A 24573-nucleotide genomic window follows, 5' to 3' on the forward strand; every position below is an offset into this window, starting at 1 on the left:
TGCTGTATAAAATCATCTCAGCCACCTTCCAAGATCCAAGCTTCAATATCATTACACTTGAGTAACTACACCTTCTTACGCTTAAATATTAGGTACATAAAAAAGGGCGCCCCCACTCCTGCAGTAAACACACCTGCTGGAATATCAAGCGGCTGGAATAGCATCCTTCCTGCCAAATCAGCGAGCAATAAAATAATCGCACCTAGTAATGCCGATACAGGAATGACCATTTGAAATGAGTTGCCAACTAATTTTCTTGCGATATGTGGCGCCATCAATCCGATAAACGAAATCATTCCAGCTACCCCTACCGCAGCACCAGCAAGAGCAACACTAAAAAATAGCAAAACTACACGGCTAAGTTGTATCCTACTGCCTAGCCCAACCGCTGTTTCCTCACCCAGAGACTGAACGTTTAATTCCTTCGAAAATAACAGTGACAATGGAATAAATATTGCCACCCATGGCCATAACACGTCAACATAGCTCCAATTCGTCCCGTAAATGCTGCCCGTCATCCAATTTAATACTTGTGCGGCCAAATAAGCAGGTCCACTAATTAGCAAAAAAGTCGTAATTGCCCCCATAGCCGTTGATATACCAATACCGATAAGAACAAGCCTAAACGGCGAAACACCTCGCCTCCAAGCAAATACGTAGTTAATAACTACTGCTGCCATTGCGCCCACAATCGCAATTACCGGAACCCAATGAATGCTATAACCAGTAAACAACGTCATAAAAGCAACAACAGCAACAGAGGCTCCCCCAGTTACCCCGAGCAAATCAGGTGAAGCGAGTGGATTGCGAATAACACCTTGCAATAAAGCACCGGATACTGCCAGAGCAGCGCCGATTAATACAGCTGCAACGATCCGAGGCAATCGAAACTGCATAATAATTAAATCACTACTCCCTAAATTTCGATCCATAAGGGAGAGTACAACTTCTTTCAAAGGTACACTTACACCACCAATAGATAAACAAATAAGAGACAGTGCAACAACGCCGAAACTTAACATCGCAATAATAAAACTATTTTTTCCTGAAAGAAGTTTAAGCATGGTTCCTCCTTCTTGCCACATGAATTAAGAAGGGCACCCCAATAATCGCTGTTGCAACACCTACAGGAATCTCTTTTGAATCAAGAATGAAACGTGATGCAATATCTGCAGTGACTAGCAAAATAGCACCAATTAATGCACAGTAGGGAAGCAGCCATCTAAAATCATTTCCTACTATATATCTGCAAAGATGAGGCACGATTAGTCCAATAAAAGCGATGGGACCTGCTGCAGAAACAGCACTTCCTGCCAGCAAAACGATAGCAGTCGCGGACATGACTCGTACTAGCGTCATACGTTGACCTAAACTTTTGGCGCCATCATCTCCAAGAGCCATTATATTCAGAGATCCGGATAGCAGCGTAGATAATACAAAACCAGCAACCATATAGGGAAGCACCATTAATAAATGATCAAGATTTCTTCCGGACACAGAACCAATCATCCAGAACAGAGCAGATTCTAATGATTCTTTATTAATCAAAATAATGCCTGAAGTGATTGAAGAAGCAAATGCAGCAATGGAAGCCCCTGCTAATGTCAATTTAATCGGCTCAAACCCGTTTCCACCCTGCATGCCTAGCATATAGACAATGAATGAAGTAACGACTGCGCCGGAAAAAGCGAGCCAGATCATGCCATTCATCGATAAAGATGATCCGAATATCGTAAGTCCAATAACAATAAATAAAACAGCTCCCGAATTTACTCCAAAGATAGATGGGGAAGCTAACGGATTTCTCGTTAATACTTGCATTATAGCGCCAGCAATAGCTAAGCTTGCTCCTACTACCGCTGCAATCAATGCACGTGGCATACGTGTTGTTGTAAGAATGAGATGTTCATTAGAACCATCAAATTGACTGTAAGCGTACCACAAGTCCCTTAATCCGAAATGCTGAAGCCCAAATAAAACGCTTGTCAACATACTAATAGCCAATACAATGATACCTACTATTAAACCTACGATCTTGCTCCTGTTGCTCTGTATCATAAATGACCTTTTTACGCTCACGCTCTGCCTCCTGGATGAGCAGCCCTATTGAACCGCCGAAATACACAATAAGCTGACGCTATTATTTGCGCCAGCTTGTTGATTTAGTTTACAGATCTACTTAACTTCAAAGTATTTAACTAGCTCGTCCAGCAATAAATTAGCTGCTTCATAACCGCCTGCTGAATTCCAAATGCCTTCATCAACTTGGATAACCTTATTATTTTTAGTAACGCTCAAGTTTTTGAATAGAGGATCGTTTTTCCATTCTTCTACCACTTTTGCGCCATCTGTTTGACCCGGTTTTTCCGATACGAAGTAGAACATAACATCCCCATCCATGCTTGGAATCGTTTCTTTCGTCATCACTTCCATAAAGGAGTCTTTATCTTGCGAAGCAGGACGAGCAATTCCCAATTGGCTCAAAAGAACGCCTGAGAATGTTTGTTTCTGATAAATACGTACTTGGCTTGCAGAGAAACGTGCAACTGAAACTTTCGTTTCTGCTTTACTGCCCAGCTTAGCCTTCACATCTTCAACACGTTTGTCGAAGGCAGCCATAGCTTTGTCTCCTTCTTCTTTTTTGTTTAATGCTTCTGAATAAAGTTTGAAGTTTATTTTCCAATCACCCATCAAGTCCGCTGAAAAGATTGTTGGTGCAATTAGTTTCAATTGCTCATATATTTTCTCTTGTCTGACCTTATTACCAATAATAAGATCCGGTTTAAGACTAGCAATTAATTCAATATTGGGTTGCAACTCATCCCCAACTACAGTGACTCCCTCCATATCTTCTTTGATATGGTTGTACCAAGGGTCACCAACCCATGAACTAACTGCTCCAACTGGCTTGATTCCAACTGCAAGGAGCGCCTCGGTTCCTTCATTTGTTAATATAACGACACGCTGTGGGGTGCCTGTAAGCGTTTCTTCCCCCATCGCATGTTTAATAACTCTAGATTCAGAAGCTGCGTTCGCAGACGGAGTAGCCGTAGCTTCGACAATGCTGCTTGGTGCGCTGCTGCTTGAAGTGTTGGCATTTGTGCCTCCTGCTCCGCAAGCGCTCAGAAATAATGCAAAACAAAATAATAACGTTGCTGCCATTGCTGTTTTCGACTTTCTGTACATCTGTAAATCCCCTTTTCCAATAGATTGATAATGATTATCATGCCCGTTTACAATATAACGTTGATGCTTTCTTTGAACAATGGCATATCTAAACGAAGAGGATGGATTATTTCGGCGTACACTTTGATTTCGAACGTCTTCTTTAAATTGAGTTGGTGACACCCCTACCTGCTTTTTAAAGAGACGACTAAAATAATAACTGTCAGAATATCCAACGTTATCGGCTATTTCTTTCAAAGTGAAATCAGTAGTTATCAACAATGACTTTGCTTTATTGATACGAATTTGAATTAAATAATCGATCGGGCTCGTTTTCACTTGGTTCTTAAATGATCTGAGCAATTGACTTGCGCCGCATCCTAACATTTCAACCAATGAATCAAGAGTAAGCTGTTCCTTATAATGTTCCTCCATATATTTAAGCGCTTGTGCTACAAGATCAGGTTTTACTGATCGAACATTCTGATGTTTCATTTGATCTAATATTTCATGGATCAATTGATAAAATAACGATTTGATATGTAACTTCTCGAGTGATTCTGCTTGCTGCCACTCTTGGCTCATTTGAACGACTTTAGGGAAAATTGAAATCGGATAATCTGGGGTAAATAAATATTGCATTTGGAAAGGATTTTCTTGCTCCATAAGCTTTAATAATCCTTGTTGTGTAGGAAGAGCTAATACGGCTTTATACAAAACCATATAATATTCTAAAAACTCTTCTGCTACAACGTCCAAGCAGAGCCCTTTACCTCCATGCACGATGCTAAATCGATTGATTAGATGAACCGTACTATCCAATCGAATTTGCCCACTACCATTCGTTACATAGAGGAATGCGCTTGCGGGCAAGCGATAGGCATTCAATTCCTCTCCTTGATTCATTTTTGTTAATCGTATATCTAAGATGTTAATAAAAGCATGATTCCATAACAAAGCATAGTCTTTGTATTTCATTAGATCCATCTCCCCTTTCTCGAGGATTTAATTCCGATATAAGGACATGAATCTATTATAATTGATAATAATTATCATTTGCAATGAATATTAATTAAACTTAACAATCTTATGTGTGCGCAACTATTGAATTTAGCCATATCGCAAATACTATTTTTCAACAAATTTGACCGCCCGCCGCGATGATATCTTGTTCATTTGCAATCGTCGTCTCGATCGTTATCATAAGTCCTTTTACAATCGTATCAAGAGCCATACTTGGTTGACCGGCGTATTTCGCAGCTTGTTCTGGCAAAAAAGGAATATGAATAAAGCCAGCACGGATAGCGAGCTTATTCTCTGTAATATGATGCATTAATCCATAAAACAAATGATTGCAGACGAACGTTCCCGCTGTATAAGAAATGGATGCAGGAACATGCTGTCTTTTCAATTCATGAACAATCGCTTTGATCGGCAAACTAGTCCAATAACCGACAGGCCCCCCTTCAAACACATAAGTATCAATTGGCTGATTCCCTTCATTATCAGGGATACGAGCATCATTAAGATTTATTGCAACCCGCTCCACAGAAAACTCGGAACGCCCCCCAGCTTGACCTAAACATATGGCAATATGAGGCTGCACATCATTAATTGCTCTGTACAAATTGTCTAGTGATTGATTAAAAACCGTTGGTAACTGATAGATTTCTACTTCGAAAGTATCCGTTTTAAGTCCTTTAAGTGCGCTCACAGCTTCCCAAGCAGGGTTGACTGTCTCTCCTCCAAATGGATCAAACCCAGTCAATAATACTTTTATCATAAGGAACCCCCTTCTCTCTATTAACCAAATGAATAAGGCATTAATTGTGGTAACCGAACTCATATTTAGTGAAATAACAGGGTTGATTTTCTGCTGTATGTAAATGGTATGATAGTTCTATTATAACCTTCTACCTGGTTATTCCAATTAGAAAAAGAGGTGTATATTTATGTCCGAAATCAATGGCAATGATAGCAATGTTATCATTTCACTTGCACTCAGTCATGGAATAACTCTCGATCCCTCCAGTATCACATTTAATGATTCAGGATTAGACTTCCTTGCAATGTTAGCCAAATCAAACGACGGTGTTCCATGGATTTTTCGAATTCCAAGAAGACCAGATGTAATCGAGTCGGCTACTTATGAGAAAAAAGTGTTAGACCTTGTTTCTTCTACCTTACCTGTCTCTGTACCTAATTGGGAAGTTCACACATCCGAAATGATTGCATATCCCATGCTGGAAGGTACCCCTGCTGCAACTGTAAACCCCACTACTAGAAACTTCGATTGGTATCTCGATCCAGCCTCTATTCCTGAAATATTCGTACACTCGTTAGCTGAGACGATAGTTGCCTTGCATACTATCAATCATGACATTGCCCTAAATGCTGGCATCCGGCTTAAACAACCATTCGAACTACGACAACAATTTTCCGAAACGATGGACGAAATTAAAGCTGCTTTCGGGGTATCCGAATCACTTTGGAGACGATGGCAGTTATGGCTGGCTGATCATTCTTATTGGCCTGATCATTCTGTTCTCGTGCATGGTGACTTGCACCCCGGTCATATTTTAGTAGATTCCTACGGACGAGTTACCGGTCTGCTGGATTGGACTGAAGCTGAGGTTGCTGACCCTGCTACTGATTTCGCCATTTATTATGCTTTATTTGGTGAAACAGCCTTATCTGAACTAATTAATCGTTATGAGAAGTTTGGCGGTCGAGTTTGGCCTCGAATGTATGACCATATTGTAGAATTGGCTTCTGCATATCCGGTTAAAATTGCTTCCTTCGCTCTTAAGTCAGGCATTGAGGAGTATAAGATAATGGCGCGCACATTACTTGGGGTAAATGAACATGGTGAAGAGATTCCAACTAAATAATTTATAGGCTTCTGATCATGTGATCAGGAGCTTTTTTAAATGGAATTTATTACCTTGCGTCTTTTCACCCTACTCATGCATCTAACCTATGTAAACTTCATGAAGCGAACAACATCGATGGCTAAACAAAATACAACTAGGCTAAGACCTATAAGGAGAAGATTATAATGATGAAAAAAATAACTATTGGTGCAGTAGCAGCTTCGGTAATTGCAGGAGCGACAATTGTAACTATTTTATCCACTTCAAATGACTCGATTATTGCCCAAGCTAAAGAGGGAGTTAAACAAGGAGCAAAGCACCAACTTGTTACTAACGTGTCCGACTCGAAAAAAACAGTATCTGAATCATTTAGAAATATTAAAGTATCGAAAGAAAAGCTGCTTTTTCAATTAAAAGGTGAAGCTAGCGTATTTGAAGGAACTTATCATTACACGATTAAACAAGGCGATAAGGTTATTGTAGAAGAATTCGGCAGCGCTTCTATCGGAGGTCCAGACTGGGGCAAAATCAATCAACAAATTGAAGTTCCAGCTTCAAAGCTATCCGGTGACGCACCGCTGACGCTAGAACTTTACGAGATGGACCAAGAAAGCGGCAAGCAAGTTCGTAAAATAAACATTTCACTAACAGATATGACTCAAAACAAAATAACAAATAATGATTCATTCCGCAACATAACGGTTACTCCTGTATCTATGAGCTATTCCATTAAAGGTGAAGCAAAAATGAATGAAGGAACTTATCATTATGCCGTAAAGCAAGGCAATACCGTAGTAGCGTCAGATTACGGTACTGCAACGATTGGCGCGCCAGAATGGGGAAAAGTGAAGCAATCGATAACCGTTCCTGCAAACAAACTTACGGGAAACCAACCTATGACACTAGAATTGTTCGGAATGGATGAGGAAAGTGGAAAAGCTATTGATGTAATTGCTATTAAACTTCCATAACTAACAATAGCGGCGTTGCGAAACGCCGCTATACCTGTATGATTGGTAACGTTTGGGGCAAAATGACAAAAAGAAATTGCATCCCACGCTAGGAGGTGTTCCACTATTGTCAACGAAACTGATTTAGTCAAAAAAGCGATAGCAGGTGATGACGAAAGTTTTACTTTGCTGATCGCCGGGCAGAGAGAACGAATATATCGTATCGCTTACACTTATGTTCGAAACAAGGACGATGCACTCGAAATTGTGCAAGAAACCGTCTATCGAGCTATTATTTCCATCCATAAATTACGAGAGCCACAATACTTTAATACTTGGCTTACGAAGATTGCAGTCAATTATGCGCTTACTTTTATTCGTAACGCCAAAAAAACAGTTAGTATAGAAGGAACTTCCGAGCCTAGCTACGTTAGGGAGCGCACAGAAGAATATATCGATCTGCAACAAGCAGTGGACAGTCTTGATGAAAAAGCGCGAACCATCATTATTTTAAGATATTTTGAGGATTTGTCCATAAAAGAAGTTGCCGATATCGTTGATATGCCGCTTAGTACAGTAAAATCGATTATTTATCGGGCACTGGAAAAATTAAACCTCAATTTGAAGGAGGGAAACGACGATGAATAATCCATTTGAAAAGTTAAAAAACCAATATGATGAAATTGCTATTCCAGATGAACTGGCTGACGTTACGGAAGCGGCTATCCAGCGGGGGAAATTAGAGAGAGAGCGTAATAATCGGCGAACCCGGACGAACATTTGGTTTAAACGAGCAGGCGCTAGCGCCGCTAGCATATTGGTTGTGTTTACGATCAGTGTTAACACGATGCCCGTTCTTGCAAGCAACCTTGCGCAAGTACCTGGACTCGGAACATTGGTGAAAACGTTGCAATTCCATAATGGAAGTGCTGGTGGTGGAGCGATCACTGACAATACAGATATCAACTTAATCACATTACAAAAGAAAGCTGATCATGAGCAAATCGTTATCCATTTTGAACAAGATCAACAAACTCAGCAAATAGCTAGCTCATTTAACGTTAAATATAGTGAATATCCAACTACGATGAGCTTATCAATTGGCGGCGCAAGAAAATTTTCAGCGGAAACTGATTTGGCTGCACTTAAGGAAAGCAAACTGATTAAGGATGCCTATCAAGTCATGTCTTTTGACGATTCACTTATCCGGTTTAACATCACATTCCACGAAGATGTTGTTTTTGACGTGAAAGAATATAGTAATCCTGCACAAGTTATCATTACAGTAAAACCAAACAATGCCGAACAGGAACGGAAATCTATTTTTTCGGTACGTACTAATTCCTTCGCATACGATGATCCTCAAAGCATTGATGAAGAGAAGTTACTCGATATGGAGGGGCTCCGTATGCTCAGAGATGAACACGGCACTTACTTTGTTGAAGCAGGATACTTCGAAACGAAGGCTGAAGCAGAAGCCATAATGAACACATTAATTCAAACGAAAGGTTTCACCGAAAATACGTTATTTATTGAACAGCGAGAGACCAATCAAATTCCAAAAGCGATCATAAGTAACAAGTAACCATTCACATTAAGAACCGCTAACGAATCGTAAAACGCTTATATTAAAGAAAATGACGAGTATTTTATTCTAACGAACTCCAGTGTCGTTATCGAGTAGTTTTGGGCAGAAATAAAGCTAAATTGCTTGGAATAAGCACTCTGGAGTTCGTTAAACATTTTGAAAGGCACAATTTGCACAAATAAGAGTTACTGGGTTCGTTAGACTAATGATTGCTATTGCGAGTAGCCAATACTGATTGCCGAATTGGACGTTAACAAAACTGAGTTAGTACAACTGTCTGACAAAGTGAACGAAAACTAAACTTAGTTATCGTTACCATGTGTCACTGTTATAACGACATTCCCTCTTTTACGCCCCATATCCACATATCTATGAGCATCAGCGATTTGTTCCAGTGGATATCGTCTATCTATTACTGGCTTTAAGTCTCCCGACTCCACTATCTCTTTGAGAAATATCAAGTCTTCCTTACATACCTTTGTTATCCCTTGAGCAACAGAAATGAACTTCCCATTTGGAGCTAACGCTTTTTTGCAATAAGACTTGGTGATTTTCCCTACTGCATCAAAGATCAGATCGTATTGATCTCCCACACTAATAAAATCTTCATTTCTGTAATCAATTACCCGATCAGCGCCTAGTGATTTCACCAATACCAAATTTGCGATGCTACATACGCCTGTTACGTCTGCCCCAAAGTATTTAGCAAGCTGCACTGCCGAAGACCCTACTGCTCCAGATGCTCCATAAATGAGTACCTTTTGCCCATGCTGAATTTTTCCTTTTTTTAAATAATGCAATGCTGTTGTTCCGCTAAACGGGATCGTTGTTGCTTCCTCATAACTTACGTTCGCTGGTTTTAACGCTACATTCCCAGCTTCAGGCATACATGTGTATTCCGCATGAGCACCAAATCGCATACCCGTTAATCCGTACACTTGATCACCTTTTTTAAACCTTTTCACATCTTTACCTACTGCCTCAATTTCTCCAGCCAGTTCCACGCCCAAAATAGCTTTTCTAGGCTTGCTGAAACCTAAAACTAAGCGCATTGGAACCCATAACAATGGTGGACTTTTAAAGCTTCTAACTCTACAGTCCCCTGACGTTACAGTCGTTGCATGAACTTTTATCAATATTTCATCGTTTTTAGGAGAAGCTTTCTTCACCTCTTTAAGCTGCAAATCATCTGGTGATCCGTATTTTGTGCATACAATGGCTCTCATTATTTCCCTCCAAAGGTTGATTTGCAATGAGTATATATGGAGTACGGTATCGATATAAAGATACTAAAGTATGGTTTTAGACTTGAAATGATAGAAAATATACCTTTATAATAGTGGTTTCTAAGCAAGCGACAGCTACCTTTAAAAAGCTATAATAAAATAATTTCTTTAGTCACATGTTAGTAAGTAATCGAAATGAATTAGGAGTTTTGTTATGTCAACAAGAGGGTTACAGACGTTTTTTGTATGTTTTATTATTTTGTGGGCTGCGCTAATGCTCGTGTTTAGTTTTGCTGATTTACCTGTATCTAAAGCTGTCTACAACGAAAACAATTCATCCTTCGGGCAATTTTTCGAAAAGTTTGGTGCGTTTCCCGCTTATATTGTTTTGTTTATCTCGGGAAATATTTTGTTTAGTACGGCGAAGCACAGAATTATAGTCGAAAAGATTCTGTTTCGTATTGTAGGTGGTATAACGACGGTTATTGGTGGCATTACCGTTAGTTTCAGATCGTTATTTGGTAGTTGGGAGCTTGCGAACAGTGAGACTCTGATCATTTCTATGTTCATAACACTTGTTGTTACGGTTGTTGTGCAATGGTTGCTTCGTTTTGTCCCTATTCATACTTTGAAAGCATATAACAGAGCCGCTTGGGCGGGCATTATCATTATTTTTGCTGAAATGACGATTGTGAATGTCCTTAAAATTTATTGGGGGCGGATGAGGTTCCGAAACATGGAGGGTGACTATACACAATTTACAAACTGGTTTTTGCCGCAAGGGCTTCAACTAAACGGGGTCACATCTGAAACATATAAATCTTTTCCTTCTGCACATTCTGCTAACGGCTGGACGATGATCGTATGGATGTTGTACATGCCCTTCGTGAATAAATGGCGAACTACGATGTTACTGATTGCAATTGTATGGGGAGCGTTGACTTCATATAGCCGAATAGTGATGGGCGATCATTTTGCTACGGATGTGTTGTTCGGGGCGTTTATTACTATCTGCTGTACGTTCGTAGTATGTAAAATATTTAGAGTTGAACTTTATCCCGGAACAAAATAAAACGATTAACGATTATCCGTTGTAATAAGTAAAATGAAAAAACACAGTAGACTAGTGGCTGCTGTGTTTTTTTGCTTTATTATCACCTAGTTGAAGTTTTCATCTTTACTACTAGTTCATCAATTAACCCACTTCTCCGACCAATAACCCTTCATAAAATTAAGCAACCTCTCTAGCACAACAACCCCCTGCTCTTCCGCTTCTTTCGCCGCACGCAGTAATTCAGTCGCTCGATCAGCTGTAGCTGGATCATTAGGTTCACCGCCTTGTGGAAATGGAAACATCTCTCGCATCTCGACCAACGCGGAAGCTACCTTTTCATAATGCACTGCTGCTTCACCAGCCAATCTACGAACCGTTCGTTCAACAACATTTTCCCCGTTCCAACGTACAACAAGTTCACGAAGAAACTGAGCTGCATATTCTCTTGCATCACTAACTACCGCTGTATTATAAGCATTTCCTAATGGGTCGGCACCACGCCGTTCCATGCAAGCTATCCATGCATCATAACCAGCCATCCCGATACTGTACTTACCTTCGAAAATAACTTGCCACTCTCTTCCTCTGGCATGGTCTATGATCATATCTAACGCCATACGAAGTGTTTCGTACTTGGAGTGAGGAAGACTTTCACTAATCGTTGTTACAAATAACATATTTCGATTTTCAACAAAATCTGTATACGACAATGTGCCATCCTTAGAAACATCCTTGGCGTGAAATAAACCCTTTTCATCGTCATATCCATAAATAAGACCAAACTCAGGTATAAACAGATCGAAGCATATAGCTGGAATCCCTTTATCAAGTGATTGTTGTATCATCGCCATCACCATCTCTACCTTCTCAGGTGTGAATGGTTTCTCAGTATCAGATAAATTACTAATGAACCCCAAATTACATAGGTTACGTCTTAGTATAAACCCTCCGGGAAACATCGTTGGTCCTGCAATGTCAATATGGTCGGGATCAATATTGATACGAAAAGCATGTCCAGTAATACCCATAACATCAACTAAGGAATAATGTTTTTTGTCTGTGTAGTCAACCGCTCCGCGAATAGCTGCAGCAGCACTCGTCCACGTCCTATTCCAGTCTTTTCTTTTCATTTCACTCATCGTTAGCCTCCAAATAGTATTGTGATATAAGGGGGGTTAAGCAAGAGACTAAATATTGGGTGGTCGCAAAATATGTACACGTTTCATCCCTTGCTCCGCTCGTTGCCGTACATATAACGAGATCGCAACGCGTATGCGTTCCTTTTGTACTTTCGTCTTAGAGCGAGACAAAAGATTGTATACATTCGCTGTTGTCATTTCAAACAAGAGAGCTATTTCGTTAGGAGATAATTCACCGAAAAAATGTGCTTCGAAAATTTGCCGCTCGCGTTTGCTCAAACCGTGAAGCAATGCCCGGAGATCTTGCATCAATTCTCTACGCATAAGATTTCTCATTATGTCACCGCTTTGTTCAGCTTGTTCTGAAGCTGAATTCGACATACGAAACAAAATACGATCAATATCTCCCCAGTCCATAGACTGACTATCTCCCATACTTCGGTACTCGGCATGATGGCTTTTCTGGCCCCAACTAGTAAAAGGCACTTCTTTGCCAAACGGGCCGCCACGACGTAACTTCATATACGCTTGGTTACGAATGATTCGATGTAGCCAAGGTAAAAATCGGCTCGCATCCACTAACGTACCTAGATGCAAAAATGCGCGTATAAGTGCCTCTTGAACGATGTCTTCCGCCAAATGAGGATCACGCGTAATTTTGTTTGCCCAGCCATATGCTTCAGCACGATGTGCGCGGATAAGTTCGCTGAATGCATCCTGATCACCTTTGCGCGCCCTTTCTACAAGTTCCTTATCTCCATCACTTTGCCCATTCTTCGTGAGAAGTGAATGCACAGCAAGCTGATTGAATCCATCCTCCCGAAGCTCTCTGCTCAATTACTTCCCTCCTTAGCCCTTAATCATCTGATGCCGCTCACTATGAATATCTATCATTGGAATAGGATTTAAAGTCTGTTTAAGAAACTTTCCAGTTAACGAACCTTCTGTCTCGGCTACTTCTTCGGGCGTGCCCCATGCGACGACTATGCCACCGTGTTTCCCCCCATCAGGTCCCATATCGATTACATAGTCAGCCACCTTAATGAGATCCAAGTGATGTTCGATAACGAGTACAGAGTGTCCAGCGTTTACAAGCTTTTGCAAACTATCAATAAGCTTCTGAATATCGCTCAAATGTAGACCTGTTGTTGGCTCGTCCAAAACATAAAGATTATGACTGCCCCTCTTCATTTTACTAAGCTCATAAGCTAATTTGATCCGTTGTGCCTCTCCTCCAGATAACGTCGTGGAAGACTGACCAAGCTTTAAGTAACCTAGACCTAGTTCATCAAGAACTTTTAATTTGTGCTTAATATATGTCTCCTCAAAAAATGAGGCCGCATACTCAATACTCATATCAAGTACATCCGCGATACTCTTTCCCTTATGCTTAATCTCTAATATCTCATCATTAAATCTACTGCCATTACAAGCGGGACAAACTGTTTCTATATCAGGCATAAACTGCAGCTCTGTAACGACCAAACCTTCACCTTGGCAATGCTCGCAGCGACCGCCATTTTTTAGATTAAAGCTGAAATCGTTTTTTGTTATTGAAAGACCCAGCGTTTCACTTTCTTTCGCAAACAATTCCCTTATTCGGTCAAAAAATCCGACATAGGTCGCAGGATTGGAGCGAGTGCTTCTTCCAATTGGAGACTGGTCAATCATAATGACTCCCGTCAAATGTTCATGACCAGTAAGAGAATCATGTTCACCTGGAACAATTCTTGCATCGTTAAATATTGAAAATAATTGCTTACACAATACTTCATGGATTAATGTGCTTTTACCAGACCCAGATACACCAGTAATGCATGCAAGAACACCAAGTGGGATGTCTACATTTACACTTTTCAAATTGTTTGCTCTTGCTCCGCGTAGTGATAACGACTGTCCGGTTTGAACGCGGCGAGCAGAAGGTACAGCTATCGAACGAACTCCAGACATAAAAGCTCCAGTTATTGATTGTTTAGTAGCTACAAGCTGCTCCGCTGTACCTTCTGCGATAACTTGTCCACCATAACGTCCCGGCCCTGGTCCGATCTCAATTATATGATCCGCACTACTAATTGTGTCCATATCATGCTCAACGACGATAATCGTATTACCTATGTCACGCAGCTTCCTAAGTGTATCCATAATGCGCGAGCTATCTCTTGCATGAAGACCAATACTTGGCTCATCAAGCACATACAGCATACCCATCAGTCCTGAACTGATCTGCGTAGATAGCCGAATACGCTGCGCTTCCCCACCTGATATCGAATCAGAGCGCCTTCCTAAATTTAAGTAGTCCAGCCCAATATCGAGTAGAAGTTGCAAGCGAGATATCATTTCTCCAGCAATTTGCTTACCAATATGTGCTTTTGTCTCCTGAAATTCCAGTGTGTTCAAGAAATGATGCAGCTCTCTAAGTGACATGACACTCAGCTCATGTATATCTGCACCACCTACTCGTACGGAAAATCGCTGAAGCTTTAATTTCTTTCCGTCACAATCCGGGCATGTATGCTCTACCATTACTTTTTTATAAAAGTCAGCTTCTGCAGGTGACCCTTGTCGTTTCAAATTAAGTTTATACCACCAATTGATGATATGGACAAAACCACCAAAGCTCATCCACTTACCTTCATGTCTGTATTGCGTTTTGCCTGCACCTTCAGTTGGAACTAATGGAAACTTCACGTCCTTCGTACCATAGAACAACATTTTCTGGACGTCTTGCGACATTTCGTTCAGTGGTACATTCAGATCAAAACCAAAATGTTTTGCCATGCTCCCAACTAGCGACCACATCCACGTGCTTTTACTTGTACTACTAAGCAACTTAGGTTCGATTGCACCTTGTGAGATACTTTTATTCCAATCCCTCACAAGAAAACGTGGTTCAGCTCGTAAGAAGGTTCCAATTCCTCCACAAGTTCTACATGCACTCGCTATATCGTTAAAAGAGAAATAGTTCGCCTTAAGTTCTCCCATCGTTAAATGATGTTCTGGGCAAGCAAACGAGTCATAAAACTTCTTCTCGTCAACCGACCCATCTTCAGGAATAGAAATAAGCTCGAATCGTATAAAACCTTCGCCAACAAGACTTAAACTATTTTCGATCGTCTTAGTCAGCGCCTTATAGATGTCAGGTTTCACAATCACCTTATCTACCACAATTTCGATCCGATACTCTGCTTCATCTTCCAGTTCTAATGGATCACTTAGACTTCTTCGATCGCCGTCAATTAAAACCGTTCTAAACCCTTTTGCACGAACTTCATCTAATGTCGTCTCGTATGTATCACCGTAAATCTTGTATAGAGGTGCAAGCACTTCAAGCTCCGTACCGGACGGAAGTTGCTGAATATGGTCAATCATTTGTGCAGCTGTAAGAATAGGAACTGAATGATCGCATAAAGGACAAGCAGCATCTCCAGCAGATGCAAACAATAACCGCATAAAATCATAAATATCCGTCATCGTGCCGACTGTTGATCGGGGATTAATAATACCTTTCTTCTGCTCAATTGCAATTACCGGCGATAGTCCAAAAACAAAATCAACTTCCGGTTTCTTTACCTGATTCATACGGCTTTTGGCATATGTGGATAACGAATCAAGAAAACGTCGCTGTCCCTCACCGTAAATAACATCAAATGCTAAAGAAGACTTGCCAGATCCGCTAACTCCTGTGATTACCGTTAACTTGTCCCTAGGAATATCTACATCGATGTTTTGCAAATTATTTTGCCTTGCTCCGCGTACCTCTATATGTGTTCTCATGCCTTCCCCCACATCCCCGAAATTTCATCTTCGTATACATATGCTGGCTCAAAAAGCATTACTCTGCTTTTTGGCGTTACTTTTGTATCCGCTTCCAGCTTAGCTATTAATCCTCTTTCTGCTAGCCAATCACATACTGTTGTCATTGTGGCAGAATTAACTTGAATGAGAAGATTAAATTTCTGCACAAGTTCGTTCAGCGTTCTCATATCACCTTCATCTTTTAAATACTGGATAATCGGCCGGAATAACGATTCTGCCCGTTCAATTAAATATTGATGAATAAGCGTTAACATTTCTTCAACTTTATGTCGATTGATTGCTTCGCTCACAAAGTCGGTATAGATTACTTGGAAAACGTCAGAATTGTAACGAATAGCTTGCTGAACGACTTCCCGCATTGGGATATCTCCATGCAAAACCACTTCAATCTGAGCAAGAACATCAATCATTTTAATAACCCAAACGGCACTATAGATCGGATCATCTTTCACATAGAGCCATTTCTCAGCTTTTGCTTGTAAGGATAACGCATAACTTCCTAGTTCGATTAGCTGGAGCTGACGATCTCGTTCTCCAACATGACGAATTTGCTCCAAATACTCGCTAATGGTGACATCCTTCGTAAATAACAATGTGCTTCTAACTAACATCGAGTGGCTAATCGAACTTTGCACAGAACCTTCAACCGATCGCTTGAAGTCATTGCGGGTTTGGATGCTAGCATTGATAGGGATATCATTTTCTACAAAACATGCATAACCTCTATTAAGCTTCTGATCATGAACAATTAACCTCAGATCAATATCCGATTTCTCCCACACTTGATCATAGGACAAACTCCCAATTAAAATAGCTGCAATAACTTGATCATCCATCTGGATCTTCTCTACAAACGTTTCAAGTGCTTCACGAAAAATAGCTGTAATATCTTTTTTTTGGTTCAATTCCACGAAGAGTTGCTCCTTTTTCTCTAGTAAGTTAATCCTTCTCATTTGTAGATGCCATACTATTAATAAATCTATCATTATTAGAAAAATTTTCTAAACATAGTTAAATAGTACCATACGAAATAATGCCCGATAAAGATAGTAATTGAATTCAACTGAAATAGAAAAAGGGCAGTCTCTCAAGTCATGTTTTGACTCGTAGAGACCGCCCTAATCTATTGATTCTTATTTGCTATGACACTATCTTTAAAAACTATTCTGCCAACTTTGCTCCATTAAAATGGATTAGATCATCAGCGGACATAAAGGTTACACCGTTTTTTACAGCTGCAGCTTCAAAAAGTGTATGCTTGTCTTCACCTTGTACAAGCTCTGTGCCACGAGCAGTGAACGAATATAGCTCCTTGTCGCCGTCCATCACTTTAATACCATTTGTTTCGCCATCCCATTTGATGTTATAACCAAGAGCTTCTACAAATTGACGGAAAGGCAACATCAATCGACCATTTGCCAAATATGGCTTTTCATTATCAGCAAGCTTAAGTGCTTCGCCGTTAATTGATACACCGTCAAGACTTGGCTTAACATATCCTTCGTATGAATAAGGGAATACCATCATTTTTGTTGATTCCGCAGACACTTCAGTTAATGTTGAGCTCTTCCAAACTAGCATTTTCGTTCCCGGTACGAGATGATGCTTCGTTATAATGTTTTTTGTCAAATAAGGAGTAAGCTCAGTTTCATCCGTTATTGTATGTGTTACATCACGATTCGTTTTAACTTTGACAGTTCCATTTTCACCTTGCTCAACACTATCAATTTCTTCAAAAGTAGGAACTGCGAAGTCAGCAGGAATTCCTGTCAAAAGAACTTCAGCACTTGTAATGGGAGGTAAACTCATTGTCATAGCTGGGCCAACGTAAGCGTACACCGTTTCGTTTTCACGAATGTCGTCAATTGACTTCGGCAATCCAGTTACTGCATCAAGAATTAGTGTTTGCTCGCTAATCTGCAATACGACTTTTGGAAACTCCGTGTTCTCGTTGTTGTTTTCTAGAACGATGCGACCTTTTTCAATAGAAGTAGCATTTCCATAAATTCTAAAGGAATCAAGCTTATTCTGTTGCATGATTTCATAAAGAGGTGCATTGATTGGAACAATCTCTGGCGAGTTAGCTGCGAATACAGATGCTCCTCCAGACAAACAAGCAACTACAGTAAGGGTACAAAGTGTACGTTTCATATATTTTTTCATATTAAAACTTCCTCTCGTTATTGGATAGAAAATAATTTAGCGTAATCTTCAGTAAATGAATCTGGTAAAATATACCGACCGTCGCCAAAAGATGCGAGCTTTAGTTCCGGAATAATATACATATCAATCAAAGTACTGTCTTTCAAATGAAATCTTACTAAATACGATTTACCTTCGGGGTCCGTATTCACCAACTGTTCATAATCTTCTTTAGTTACATGAACAGCCTCTTCACTTCCGCGTAACATAGCAATCCAATGACGGATATCCTTCTTTATCTCTAATGAATGCAAAAAATCACTACCACTAATGTTCATTATATCGACTCGCTCCGCGAGCTTGTCCATATCAGCAAAGTCCAAGTAATCTTCAGCTGGAATAATGCTATTGTCGGCTTTACCTGCAAGCTGTGCAATATAATATTGTCCTCTATACGCTACCGCAAGTCGAAAGCTTGGATCATAACTTTGCAAAGGATAGAGCTCCCCTCCTACCAAATAGGTAGTAGCAAAATCACGATCATCATATCCATCTTCTCCGCTGCTTCCTATGTCTTGCTGAATTTCAGCTGATAACACACCCAAACGTTCATCCTTGTTCAACCTCAGACTAGATTGATCATAAGGAGCACCTTCATTTAAGAATGTATAACGAAATCCATTATAGTTCATAAACTTCTGCGGCTCGATTAAATCGATAACAGGTAAATGTCTAAATGTTTTGGCTGGCTGCATGGATTCAGCTTTAAGTGCTACAAGTTGTGGAATCTCTGCATCTTGTTTGTAGAAAATAGGAAATACGAAAGCAAGTGATAACATTGTCCCACATAAAGCAGGAATTGCTATTTTATATCTTCTTTTCAACGGCATTTTCCGTGGAGGCTCCGGAACTAGAATGCGGCTTAGCATTCTTTCCTTCTGCTCTTTTGTCGGGTTTAGCCTTGAAATGCTGGTGATTAACTCTTTCTCATTCATGTCGCTCACCACCTATCGACAGCTTCAAGAGTTTCCTACCTGTATGTAACCGTGTCCGGATTGTAGGCTCTTTAATTGTAAGCATATCTGCGATCTCTTTTGTGCTATATCCCTCATAATAAAATAAGTAGATAGGAAGCCGATATTTCGCCGGTAAGGAAAGCACTTCATCTATGATTTGGTCTTGCTTAATTTCTTCAGAAAGTTGCTTCTGATCACTTTCTTCCCATGTGACTCGCAGCCGTCTCCACCAATGTTTAATCATATTTTTGCAATGGTTGCGGGCAGTCACAATGAGCCAAGCCTTTTCATGCTCGGTGTCGCGGAACGCCTGGTTAGACTTCATCAGCTTTAAAAAAACCGTCTGTGTGGCCTCTTCTGCATCAACAACATTTCTTAACATCATGAAGCAGACTTTATAAATGGTATCTGCATGACTATTATAGATGTGAGTGATCTCCTTGCCCGTACGCTGCAAGGTATCCTCCATGCTGCCTTCCCCCCTTTACTACTAACACAATCGAACGATGCTAAATGTTTGATTTAATAAAAAAAAAATAAAAATATTTATGTATTCATTATTTTATCGCAAATATGCTAGTTATTCAGCGGGATTGTCTGGAAAATACATTCAGCTTAAGACCAAATGAATAAACATTTTTAACGTTAAAACTTTAACAAAGCAAAGAAACTCTATTTGTTGTGATCACAATTTTTGCACGATACGAGTTAACTATAAAGTAACTTAAAATGATCAAACGATAAATTGACTACATTCATTGTAATTATTAAACAACTTATTTCATTACAACTATGAAATTACTCGTTGATAACTAACTTCTTTTCGTTATACTATCAGTATAACGTTGGTCGTGAAGCACACGCCGCTTTGGTACATTCCGCCCCTTACAGGTGGCTGGTGCCGAAGCGGCTTTTTGCATTTACATTTGCGACCAAAAAAAGAAAGGATGTAACTTGCCATGTCAAGGTTTGATCAAGCTTATGAAGAATGGATGAATGTCGCCATTGACCAAGAACAAAATCCAAGAAGACGAGAAATGCTAGAGAAGGGACTCGGGCATGGGACAGTTGAGTTTTTACGTTCTGTTTGGTATCCAGCAGTAAAAAACTTCAACCATCTATATCCCGAATGGGAAGTTCGTGATTTCAACAACGGTTATCGCTATTTAGATCTAGCTTATATGCCCGGCGGAGATGTAAAGGGAGGGATCGAAATACAAGGTTTTGGGCCTCATGCAAGGGACCTCGACGTTAGACGCTTTAAAGATTTGTGTTGGCGACATTGTTTATTAGCACTTGATGACTGGATGTTTCTTCCTATAGCTTATCTTTCCATTACAGATGAACCAAAACGGTGCGAGCAACTTGTTCTATCATTTATTGGGAAGTTTATTGCCACAGATGTACCTACAGATTTAACCTGGCTAGAAGCAGAAACTATTCGTTATGCAAGACGATTGTTTCATCCATTCTCTCCCTCAGAATTAGGAAAACATCTAAGAGTAACAGACCAGCATGCAAGAAGAATCCTTCATAAGTTAGTCGATCTGCAACTATTAATTGTAGTTAGTGGTAACGAGCGTTACCGTACTTATGGCTTACGAACTCAGTAAGTCTTATTTGATCAAAATCAGTGGTTTTATTTTTCTAACGAACTCCAGAGTGCTTATTTCCTATGAATCAGCACGATTCTTCTTGGAAGTCACAACATAACGACACTGGAGTTCGTTAAAATAATTAAAGAGCACAATTTTCGCAAATAAGCAATCTACGGTTCGTTAGTGAAAATGTATTTGCCATTGTCGTAGCTCGGACGAATCCTTCATAAGTTAGTCGATCTGCAACTATTAATCGTGGCAAGTGGCAACGAGCGTTACCGAACCTATGGCTTACGAACTCAGTAAGTCTTATTTGATCAAAATCAGTGGTTTTATTTTTCTAACGAACTCCAGAGTGCTTATTTCCTATGAATCAGCACGATTCTTCTTGGAAGTCACAACTTAACGACACTGGAGTTCGTTAAAATAATTAAAGAGCACAATTTTCGCAAATAAGCAATCTACGGTTCGTTAGTGAAAATGTTCAATTCATTGCGGTTGGGTGACCAAGCGTTGCGTGCTCTAGCAAATTTATTCTTATGCCTTTTTTTAAATTAGTACAGTAGTCTAATCATCCAAAGGAGTGTGGAGTGTTTAAATGAATATCAAAACCTATACCGAATCAAACCGTAATGCTTGGAATGAAGTTAATCCTATTCACCAAAAACATAATCCGATCAATTTCAAAGAGGCTTTTCGCACTGAAAAATTCAACACACTCGATGATCACATCACCCAAACATTTTTAAAGATAGGATTAGAAGGTAAAAACGTAGCACAGCTATGCTGCAACAACGGAAGGGAAGTACTTTCTTTAGTGAACCTTGGTGCACGATGCGGTACTGGTTTCGATATTTCAGATCATTGTATCGAAGAAGCAAAAGAGCTTGCTGAAATTTCTGGATTGCCTTGCACATTCATCCGAACTGATGTTTATGAAATTGATAGTGCTCATGTAAGCCAATATGACCTGTTATACATATCCATCGGTGCGCTCACTTGGTTACCCGATTTGCACAAATTTTTCAGTATTGCCTCTACTCTATTGAAAAAGGATGGACGACTTGTTATTTATGAAATGCATCCTATGCTAAACATGCTGGCTTTAGAGGATGAACCTGAATATGAAGACCCGATGAAAATTGCTCATTCCTATTATAAAAGCGACCCATGGATCTCCAATAGCGGCATTGACTATGTCGGCAACACAACTTATGAGTCTCAAACGAATTACAGCTTCAGCCACACACTTGCTTCCATAATCAATGCTGTCGCTCAAAGCGGCATCCATATTACCAAGTTTGAAGAACACGCTCACGATATTTCGTGTATTTTTCCGCATTTGGAAAAAGAAGCGAAGCTTCCTATGTGCTTCACTCTGATTGGGAAAAAAGCTTAGCCCAGTAAATCCGAGATTTCGTTTACTTTAGACTGAGGAGCATGCCTAATAGCAAACACAGCTGGTTCACGTCCTGCAGCAACTGCTATTTTTAAAGTAGCATGCTCTCTCCACTCTTGCATAGCAGTTTGAGATATACGGTGCCACTGCATCCGCTTTTTAGGAATTATGACCCGTCGCAGCGATAACCCACCATAACGAATAGCAAGGTGACCATCTTGTACCGACCAAGCCGATTGTCTATAACGTAGCTCACCCCATAGCGCTATCAGTAGTGGTAGCAACAACGTAAACCAGCCATAATCATATGGAATCCAAATAATTCCGGGAACTACTAGTATTAAACTTAAACCGATTGGTAACAGCATAAAGTGTTTTCTAGCTGATGAATCCGGTCGTCCTTCCCATTGCACAGGCAATTCGAACCCTGGGACAAAACTTTTCAAAAAGCCATCCAGTTTGGATATCTTTAGCAATGGGTAAAGGATGATTGATCCTCTTTCATTTTCCGTTTTCCCCGCTATGACAAGATTGATGCTCACCAAACCAAACGGTCTACGAAACATATTCCCCACCACCTTCACCGCCTGAATACGATGCAGAGGAACCGTTACGGATTTTTTATCCAGCAACCCTCGCTTGATGATGAGTTTATCTTCGACCCGTTCCAAACTAAAATTGTAATCTATCATAACGGTTAAAATAATTGCAATGCCCCATGCAAGTCCCATCACTAAAAGCGGAAATGTTATAAACCAAAGCGAACCGAAAACGTTCATAATATATTTCCAAATATCTAACACAGCTCTGAAATCATCAAAGCGGGCAATTATCGCGCCGAAAATTGCTAAAACAAGGCCTAATCGCGCGGAGGTCACACTATAATTCAAGAGGTCGCTAAACGAGAGCGAAATGCGGTTTTGTATGTCTTTCTCGCGAGCTTCTTTTCTTTCTAAAGGAGATAACCACAGTGCTTCACGAATTCTCTCCGCTTCGGTTTTGCTAATTGCATCAAGCTCCGCAATAAGTTCATCCGCTCCAGCAGTACTTATTGTAAGATTTACTACACGAAACGGTCGATGATACATTCGTACGGTCGTATCGATTGATTGTACCCGCTCCTTAGCAATCCACGTCTTTTTTCGAAAAAAAACGCCTTGCTCTATATACAATCTACCGTTTTCCAACGTGTATTTAAAATGATACCAGCGTAGCCATCCTATTACGCCAATTAACACAAACACGAAACTAACTACCAACACGGAGACGGTAAACCAATCTACCTTATCTCCAAATAATAACGAAATCAAAAAAATGAATACCGGTATGAGCGGTAAAGCATGGTACCCTTCTTTTATCGTCCTAATCATAAAATAGAACAATGAAACAAGGTGCAAACGTTTCTTAGAATCGTTGATGTGGGAATTAGAGGTCATCTTTCGAAACCTCCGCATAGGCCGATATTTCTCTTTGAACGTGGTCAGCCGTGCCTTCTACAAGTGCCGGAATTGTGTGGCTTCCTGCTGCGGTCGAAATGGTAATGGACGCGAGTCCATAACGACGAAGCAACGGACCTTGTTTCATTTCCACATGTTGAACGCGCACCATTGGAATTAATGTTTTTTTCCACAGCCAAATGCCATGATGTAGTTCTATACCTTGTTCTTTAATTGCGTACGACCAGCGAATATACCGAAGCTTTGGAACTAATACGACTAAAATAAGAACAGCAAGTAACGTCAACATTAACGTAGCTGCAAATATCCAGATCGGCCAGTTAACTAGTAAAGATAATAACAATAGTGCAGCTAAAATAAGAATGGATGGAGAAATAATAATTGCGGCAGTCAGTCTCCAAACAATAAGTGCATTTTTGTCTATTTTCCCATCGAGCCTTTTACGCAAAATTGAAACAACTCCTCTTCCAAAATTTCACTACTTTCCGAATATAGCACGGTGTGCTAAATAGATCAAGTATGTTATACTGATGACATGCCAAAAATCGTAAACCATGAAACCCAAAGAGAGATGATTGCTGAAGTTGCTTGGACAATTGTAACCAGGGACGGTGTGGAATCCGCAAGTGTACGAAATATCGCAAAGGAAGCCGGATTATCGATGGGTTCAATGCGTCACTATTTCCCGAGTCAAGCGGATCTTTATATCTATCTCATGGAACTTGTAAGCAACAGAGTTGGAGCGCGTGTTCAAGCTATGATTGCCTCTACAACGACACCAACATTTGAGCAACTTACACATTTAATGATGCAGCTTTTGCCCATACACGAAGAAACTAAACCCGAAATGGAGGTTTGGCTTTGGTTTAACGCCAAGGCGGTGAGTACACCTGCATTAAAGCCTTTGAACGCTAGAATATATGAAGAAACGTTTCTATTAGTTAAGCTGGTCATCGATGCTCTCATTCATATGAAGCTAGCAAAACAAGAGATCGATGTTCATTATGAGGCTCAGAGTCTTTATGCGTTAGTGGACGGATTAGCTATACATTGTTTTATGCATCCAGATGAAGCTTCCGAAGAGAGAATTTCATCCATTCTAACTCGTCATTTACAAGATTTGTGTGAACGCTAATGGAGTGGAATGGTC

The 24573-nt window shown here is 40.2% G+C and carries 22 protein-coding genes; 8 read left to right on the forward strand and 14 right to left on the reverse strand.

Annotated features, from left to right (window positions below; genetic code table 11):
* Positions 1-65 precede the first annotated feature (65 nt).
* The 4 genes from I6N90_RS11415 to pcp form a co-directional block, all read right to left on the reverse strand.
* A complete protein-coding gene (locus tag I6N90_RS11415; RefSeq protein WP_197935622.1) occupies positions 66-1064 on the reverse strand; it encodes a FecCD family ABC transporter permease in 999 nt (332 codons plus the stop codon).
* Positions 1057-2058, reverse strand: a complete 1002-nt coding sequence (locus I6N90_RS11420; RefSeq protein ID WP_197935878.1) for a FecCD family ABC transporter permease — start codon at positions 2056-2058, stop codon at positions 1057-1059. The genes I6N90_RS11415 and I6N90_RS11420 overlap by 8 nt, the downstream gene beginning before the upstream one ends.
* A 117-nt stretch (positions 2059-2175) precedes the next feature.
* Positions 2176-4143, reverse strand: coding sequence for an AraC family transcriptional regulator (locus I6N90_RS11425; RefSeq protein ID WP_197935623.1), 1968 nt, complete (start codon positions 4141-4143; stop codon positions 2176-2178).
* Positions 4144-4300: 157 nt separating this feature from the next.
* A complete protein-coding gene (gene pcp / locus I6N90_RS11430) occupies positions 4301-4948 on the reverse strand; it encodes a pyroglutamyl-peptidase I (RefSeq protein ID WP_197935624.1) in 648 nt (215 codons plus the stop codon).
* Positions 4949-5117: 169 nt separating this feature from the next.
* Here pcp and I6N90_RS11435 point away from each other — a divergent pair, with 169 nt between their 5' ends.
* The 4 genes from I6N90_RS11435 (at position 5118) to I6N90_RS11450 (ending at position 8573) form a co-directional block, all read left to right on the forward strand.
* Positions 5118-6056, forward strand: coding sequence for a macrolide 2'-phosphotransferase (locus tag I6N90_RS11435; protein ID WP_232242868.1), 939 nt, complete (start codon positions 5118-5120; stop codon positions 6054-6056).
* A 167-nt stretch (positions 6057-6223) separates the two neighbouring features.
* Positions 6224-7009: a Gmad2 immunoglobulin-like domain-containing protein gene (locus tag I6N90_RS11440; RefSeq protein ID WP_197935625.1), complete on the forward strand. Its 786-nt coding sequence runs from the start codon at positions 6224-6226 to the stop codon at positions 7007-7009.
* A 165-nt stretch (positions 7010-7174) separates the two neighbouring features.
* Complete coding sequence (locus I6N90_RS11445) at positions 7175-7636, forward strand: sigma-70 family RNA polymerase sigma factor (RefSeq protein WP_232242869.1); 462 nt, start codon at positions 7175-7177, stop codon at positions 7634-7636.
* On the forward strand, positions 7629-8573 hold the full coding sequence (locus I6N90_RS11450; protein WP_197935626.1) for a DUF4179 domain-containing protein: 945 nt from the start codon (positions 7629-7631) through the stop codon (positions 8571-8573). The genes I6N90_RS11445 and I6N90_RS11450 overlap by 8 nt, the downstream gene beginning before the upstream one ends.
* A gap of 305 nt (positions 8574-8878) precedes the next feature.
* Here I6N90_RS11450 and I6N90_RS11455 read toward each other — a convergent pair whose 3' ends face one another.
* The gene (locus I6N90_RS11455) at positions 8879-9802 is read right to left on the reverse strand and encodes an NAD(P)-dependent alcohol dehydrogenase (RefSeq protein WP_197935627.1); all 924 of its coding nucleotides are present in this window, start codon (positions 9800-9802) and stop codon (positions 8879-8881) included.
* A 214-nt stretch (positions 9803-10016) separates the two neighbouring features.
* On the opposite strand from I6N90_RS11455, the gene I6N90_RS11460 reads away from it, so the two are divergent.
* On the forward strand, positions 10017-10874 hold the full coding sequence (locus tag I6N90_RS11460) for a phosphatase PAP2 family protein (RefSeq protein WP_197935628.1): 858 nt from the start codon (positions 10017-10019) through the stop codon (positions 10872-10874).
* Positions 10875-10993: 119 nt separating this feature from the next.
* Here the strand turns inward: I6N90_RS11460 and I6N90_RS11465 are convergent, their stop codons facing one another.
* From I6N90_RS11465 to I6N90_RS11495, 7 genes are all read right to left on the reverse strand, one after another.
* Complete coding sequence (locus I6N90_RS11465) at positions 10994-11995, reverse strand: hypothetical protein (protein ID WP_197935629.1); 1002 nt, start codon at positions 11993-11995, stop codon at positions 10994-10996.
* A gap of 48 nt (positions 11996-12043) precedes the next feature.
* Positions 12044-12832, reverse strand: a complete 789-nt coding sequence (locus I6N90_RS11470; protein WP_197935630.1) for an RNA polymerase sigma factor — start codon at positions 12830-12832, stop codon at positions 12044-12046.
* 12 nt (positions 12833-12844) lie between these two features.
* Positions 12845-15769 (reverse strand): excinuclease ABC subunit UvrA, encoded by a 2925-nt coding sequence (gene uvrA, locus I6N90_RS11475; protein ID WP_197935631.1) that lies wholly within the window; start codon positions 15767-15769, stop codon positions 12845-12847.
* Positions 15766-16722 (reverse strand): hypothetical protein, encoded by a 957-nt coding sequence (locus I6N90_RS11480; RefSeq protein ID WP_197935632.1) that lies wholly within the window; start codon positions 16720-16722, stop codon positions 15766-15768. Before I6N90_RS11480 ends, uvrA begins: the two co-directional genes overlap by 4 nt.
* Positions 16723-16972: 250 nt before the next feature.
* Positions 16973-17974, reverse strand: coding sequence for a copper amine oxidase N-terminal domain-containing protein (locus tag I6N90_RS11485; protein ID WP_197935633.1), 1002 nt, complete (start codon positions 17972-17974; stop codon positions 16973-16975).
* A 17-nt stretch (positions 17975-17991) separates the two neighbouring features.
* The gene (locus tag I6N90_RS11490; RefSeq protein ID WP_197935634.1) at positions 17992-18948 is read right to left on the reverse strand and encodes a hypothetical protein; all 957 of its coding nucleotides are present in this window, start codon (positions 18946-18948) and stop codon (positions 17992-17994) included.
* The gene (locus I6N90_RS11495; RefSeq protein WP_197935635.1) at positions 18941-19438 is read right to left on the reverse strand and encodes an RNA polymerase sigma factor; all 498 of its coding nucleotides are present in this window, start codon (positions 19436-19438) and stop codon (positions 18941-18943) included. Before I6N90_RS11495 ends, I6N90_RS11490 begins: the two co-directional genes overlap by 8 nt.
* Positions 19439-19928: 490 nt before the next feature.
* On the opposite strand from I6N90_RS11495, the gene I6N90_RS11500 reads away from it, so the two are divergent.
* Both I6N90_RS11500 and I6N90_RS11505 read left to right on the forward strand, forming a co-directional pair.
* On the forward strand, positions 19929-20582 hold the full coding sequence (locus I6N90_RS11500) for a transcriptional regulator (protein ID WP_197935636.1): 654 nt from the start codon (positions 19929-19931) through the stop codon (positions 20580-20582).
* A 583-nt stretch (positions 20583-21165) separates the two neighbouring features.
* The gene (locus I6N90_RS11505; protein WP_197935637.1) at positions 21166-21966 is read left to right on the forward strand and encodes a class I SAM-dependent methyltransferase; all 801 of its coding nucleotides are present in this window, start codon (positions 21166-21168) and stop codon (positions 21964-21966) included.
* Here the strand turns inward: I6N90_RS11505 and I6N90_RS11510 are convergent.
* Positions 21963-23402, reverse strand: a complete 1440-nt coding sequence (locus I6N90_RS11510) for a PH domain-containing protein (RefSeq protein ID WP_197935638.1) — start codon at positions 23400-23402, stop codon at positions 21963-21965. The genes I6N90_RS11505 and I6N90_RS11510 overlap by 4 nt on opposite strands.
* Positions 23392-23871, reverse strand: coding sequence for a PH domain-containing protein (locus I6N90_RS11515; protein WP_232242871.1), 480 nt, complete (start codon positions 23869-23871; stop codon positions 23392-23394). Before I6N90_RS11515 ends, I6N90_RS11510 begins: the two co-directional genes overlap by 11 nt.
* Positions 23872-23958: 87 nt before the next feature.
* On the opposite strand from I6N90_RS11515, the gene I6N90_RS11520 reads away from it, so the two are divergent.
* Positions 23959-24558, forward strand: coding sequence for a TetR/AcrR family transcriptional regulator (locus I6N90_RS11520; RefSeq protein ID WP_197935639.1), 600 nt, complete (start codon positions 23959-23961; stop codon positions 24556-24558).
* The last annotated feature ends 15 nt before the right edge of the window (positions 24559-24573 follow it).

This window comes from Paenibacillus sp. GSMTC-2017 (assembly GCF_016019935.1).
In the GTDB taxonomy this organism is placed as follows: Bacteria; Bacillota; Bacilli; order Paenibacillales; family Paenibacillaceae; genus Pristimantibacillus.